The organism is Bradyrhizobium sp. AT1, from assembly GCF_001590795.1.
Classification (GTDB): domain Bacteria; phylum Pseudomonadota; class Alphaproteobacteria; order Rhizobiales; family Xanthobacteraceae; genus Bradyrhizobium.
Window position 1 is genome coordinate 1 of the sequence record NZ_JXDL01000005.1, and the last position, 3,074, is coordinate 3,074.

Below are 3,074 nucleotides of genomic sequence, written 5' to 3' on the forward strand. Positions count from 1 at the left end.
GGTGCAGCCGAACGGAAGCGCCCGCGCCGGTCGAGGCGCGCCGTGCGCCCATGCAGGAGCTGCGCTCGACCGCGACCGCGCCGGTCTCGGCCAATCACGACGCGCTCGGCGGCTCGCCGCTCGATCCGCGCCTGACTTTCGCGAGCTTCGTCGTCGGCCGCTCCAACACGCTGGCCCATGCGGCCGCGCGTCAGGTCGCGGAAGGCCGCCGCGGCGACCCCGTCATGTTCAACCCGCTCTACATTCACGCGGGCGTCGGCCTCGGCAAGACGCATCTGCTCCAGGCGGTGACCTGGGCCGGCAATTCCGGCAATGAGCGCAAGGTGCTGTACCTGACGGCAGAAAAATTCATGTACGGCTTCGTTGCCGCGCTGAAGACGCAGACGGCGCTGGCCTTCAAGGAAGCGCTGCGCGGCATCGACGTGCTCGTTATCGACGATCTCCAGTTCCTGCAGGGCAAATCGACCCAGGCCGAGTTCTGTCACACGCTGAACGCGCTGATCGATGCCGGCCGCCAGGTCGTGATCGCAGCCGACCGGCCGCCGTCCGACCTCGAAAGCCTCGATGACCGCGTGCGTTCGCGGCTCGCCGGCGGCCTCGTGGTCGAGATGGGCTCGCTCGGCGAGGAGCTGCGCCACGGCATTCTCAAGTCGCGCGTCGCGGCCGCCCGCGCCCATCACGCGACCTTCGAAGTGCCGGAGGAGGTGCTGCATTATCTGGCGCGCACCATCACCCACAACGGCCGCGACCTCGAAGGCGCGATCAACCGTCTGCTTGCGCACTCCAAGCTCAACAACCGGCCGGTGACGCTGGAGATGGCCGAGCACGAGGTGCGCGACCTGGTCCGGCCGCAGGAGCCGAAGCGGATCAAGATCGAGGACATCCAGCGCGTGGTGGCGCGGCAGTATAATGTCAGCCGCTCCGACCTGCTCTCCTCGCGCCGTACCGCCAACGTGGTCCGCCCGCGCCAGGTCGCGATGTATCTCGCCAAGACGCTGACCCTGCGCTCGCTCCCGGAGATCGGCCGCCGCTTCGGCGGGCGCGACCACACCACGGTGCTGCACGCCGTGCGCAAGATCGAGGCCCTGGTCTCCAAGGACACCGCGCTGTCGGAGGAAGTGGAGTCGCTGAAGCGCCAGCTTCAGGAATAAACGCCTAGGGCGCTCCTGCCATTCTGCCGCCGCCCCGGCTTCGCCCGGGCGGCGGTTTTCGTTTGGGCGGTAAACCGTGGGAATCGCGCGGAACTGCCCCCCAATCCCTTGAAACTGGGGGCCATTCAAGCCACCTTGCGCGACCCTGACGGCTTTGGTCATATCGGCTGGATGATCCGGCTTTCCGGGGTCTTCAGTGCCGTGGTGCGCGTCCCGCCGCCCGGCCTTCTCAAATTTGTGTTTCCTTGGGGATCGGGCGAGTAGTGCAATGAAGGTTACGGTCGAACGCGCGCAACTCCTGAAGTCGCTGGGCCATGTCCATCGCGTGGTCGAGCGCCGCAACACGATTCCGATCCTCGGCAACGTGCTGGTCCGCGCCGAGAACGCCAAACTGTCGCTGAAGGCGACCGACCTCGACCTCGAGGTGACGGAGACGCTGCCGGCGGAGACTGCGACCGCGGGCTCCACCACCGTGCCGGCGCATATGTTCTACGACATCGTGCGCAAGCTGCCCGACGGTTCGCAGATCGTGCTGGAGGCCGACGGCGACCGCGCCGTGCTGGCGATCCGCGCCGGCCGCTCGCGCTTCACGCTGCAGACCCTGCCGGAGAACGATTTCCCGGATCTGGCCGCCGGCGACATGTCGCATTCCTTCTCGCTCGCCGCCAAGGACGTCAAGCGGCTGATCGACCGCACCCAGTTCGCGATCTCGACGGAAGAGACGCGCTATTATCTCAACGGCATCTATCTGCACGCCGCCGGCACGCCCAAGGCCGCGACCCTGCGCGGCGTCGCCACCGACGGTCACCGCCTCGCCCAGCTCGATCTGGTGCAGCCCAAGGGCGCCGAGGGCATGCCCGGCGTGATCGTGCCGCGCAAGACCGTCGGCGAGGTGCAGCGCCTGATCGAGGACACCGACGCCGAGATGACGATCGAGCTGTCGCAGGCCAAGATCCGCTTCACGATCGGCAATGTGGTGCTGACCTCGAAGCTGATCGACGGCACCTTCCCCGATTACGGCCGCGTCATCCCGCAAGGCAACGACAAGGAGCTCGTCGTCGACAAGAAGGATTTCGAGAACGCGGTCGACCGCGTCTCGACGATCTCCAGCGAGCGCGGACGTGCGGTGAAGCTGTCGCTGTCGCCGGGCAAGCTGGTGCTGTCGGTGACCAATCCGGATTCCGGCAGCGCGACCGAAGAGCTCGAGGTCGAATACGCCTCCGATGCCCTCGATATCGGCTTCAACTCCCGCTATCTGCTCGACATCGCCGCCCAGATCGAAGGCGACGTCGCCGTCCTCAAGCTCGCCGACCCCGGCTCGCCGACGCTCGTGCAGGACAAGGAGGACAAGAGCGCTCTGTACGTGCTGATGCCGATGCGGGTGTGAGAGTGAGGCAGCGGCTTCCCCTCTCAACGAAAGCGCGATGCACGTTGCTGTGCCCTCTCCCCTTGTGGGAGAGGGCAGCTCCGCCGGCGGATAAAAACTCAGTCGGGTGAGGGGTTGGTGCCGCAGGATCCGTCCCATCGGCCAGTCCCCAAACATCTCCGCCAATTTGCGAAGGGTATGCGGCACGCGCCGACAGATGCGGAAGCGGCGATGTGGCGCCTGCTCAGAGACCGCCGCATGTCGGCATACAAGTTTCGCCGGCAGGTCCCATTCGGAAACTACATCCTCGACTTCGTCTGTTTCGACAAGCGTCTCGTGATCGAAATCGACGGAAGCCAGCATGCAGAATCGCGAAGCGATGCGGATCGCGACGCAGCTCTATTTACTGAAGGCTTTGCCATCGCGCGCTATTGGAACAATGACGTGCTTCAGCAGTCCACTTCCGTATTGGAGGATATCCTTGCAAAGCTTGCCGGGCGGTAAGATACCCCTCACCCGTCGCCTCACTGCGTGAGGCGCCACCCTCCCCCACAAGG

3 protein-coding genes are annotated in these 3,074 nt (G+C 65.8%); all 3 read left to right on the forward strand.

Translation table 11 applies throughout. The annotated features are described in order from the left end of the window. Positions 1-1,151 (forward strand): chromosomal replication initiator protein DnaA (dnaA, locus tag SE92_RS34620; protein ID WP_063203929.1); only part of this gene is annotated, 1,151 nt, incomplete at its 5' end. Between the two features lie 268 nt (positions 1,152-1,419). Continuing rightward, positions 1,420-2,538 (forward strand): DNA polymerase III subunit beta, encoded by a 1,119-nt coding sequence (gene dnaN, locus SE92_RS34625; protein WP_063203930.1) that lies wholly within the window; start codon positions 1,420-1,422, stop codon positions 2,536-2,538. Positions 2,539-2,655: 117 nt separating this feature from the next. Continuing rightward, positions 2,656-3,021: an endonuclease domain-containing protein gene (locus SE92_RS34630; protein WP_063203931.1), complete on the forward strand. Its 366-nt coding sequence runs from the start codon at positions 2,656-2,658 to the stop codon at positions 3,019-3,021. The last annotated feature ends 53 nt before the right edge of the window (positions 3,022-3,074 follow it).

Excerpts from the sequence above, each read along its gene's own strand:
- dnaN (WP_063203930.1), top strand. The coding sequence starts at position 1,420 with ATGAAGGTTACGGTCGAACGCGCGCAACTCCTGAAGTCGCTGGGCCAT.